Source organism: Aeromonas sp. PrichA-15 (assembly GCF_017939245.1).
Taxonomy (GTDB): domain Bacteria; phylum Pseudomonadota; class Gammaproteobacteria; order Enterobacterales; family Aeromonadaceae; genus Aeromonas; species Aeromonas caviae.
Window position 1 is genome coordinate 1 of record NZ_JAGKRH010000336.1, and the last position, 830, is coordinate 830.

Annotated in this window: 1 protein-coding gene; it reads left to right on the forward strand. The window is 53.5% G+C overall.

All coding sequences use genetic code 11. The annotated features are described in order from the left end of the window. Positions 1-204 precede the first annotated feature (204 nt). The coding region (locus tag J9889_RS23020) for a transposase (protein ID WP_246878173.1) at positions 205-830 on the forward strand (626 nt) is incomplete at its 3' end.

Below are 830 nucleotides of genomic sequence, written 5' to 3' on the forward strand. Positions count from 1 at the left end.
TTTCTTGTGGAGTCCGGCGTCGACGGCGCTCGGCCCCTGTTAACACTTCGACCATCTTCTCGTTGTGACTAGTACTGAACATAGCTCCAAGACTACCTCTTAAGTTAAGAGGGGCGAAGTGTCTGGATCTTCAAGGGGCCAATCTATTCTGTCACTCAATCGGGCTTAATAGATATGGCAATAATGCTACACACTGAGTGATACATGCAAATTCTGAAAGCCTACAAATTCCGACTCGAACCGACCGAACAACAAGCGCAACGCCTGCGCCAGTTGGGCGGTTGTGCTCGTTATGTCTGGAATCACGGGCTGGCAGAAACCAAACGCATTCTGGATGCTGGCGAAAAACTGCCTTCTGCCTTTGAGCTGAACAGGATGCTCACCAGTTGGAAGAAAGACCCAGAAATGGCCTTTCTGGCCGAGGCATATACCGACAACCTCCAGCAGAAGCTCAAGGATTTGCATGGCGCGTGGATGCGCTGCTTTGATAAGAAACTCGCCGCCAAGGCACCCGTATTCAAGAAAAAAAGCGACAACCGCGACGCTATCCGGTTCGTCAACTTCGACAAGTATTGCCGCCTTGAAAAGGGTCGCGTGAAGCTGCCTGCCGGGCTGGCGTGGGTCAAGTTCCGTCAGTCCCAGCCAGTTGAAGGGAAAATTAAAAACGCGACCGTCAGCCAAGCCGCCGGGCACTGGTATATCTCCTTTCAGGTCGAGCAGGAGACGCTTGAGCCAATTCACCCCTCCGGCTCAATGGTCGGGCTAGATGCGGGGATCGCCAAGCTCGCAACCCTGTCAGACGGCACGGTGTTTGAGCCCGTCAACAGCTT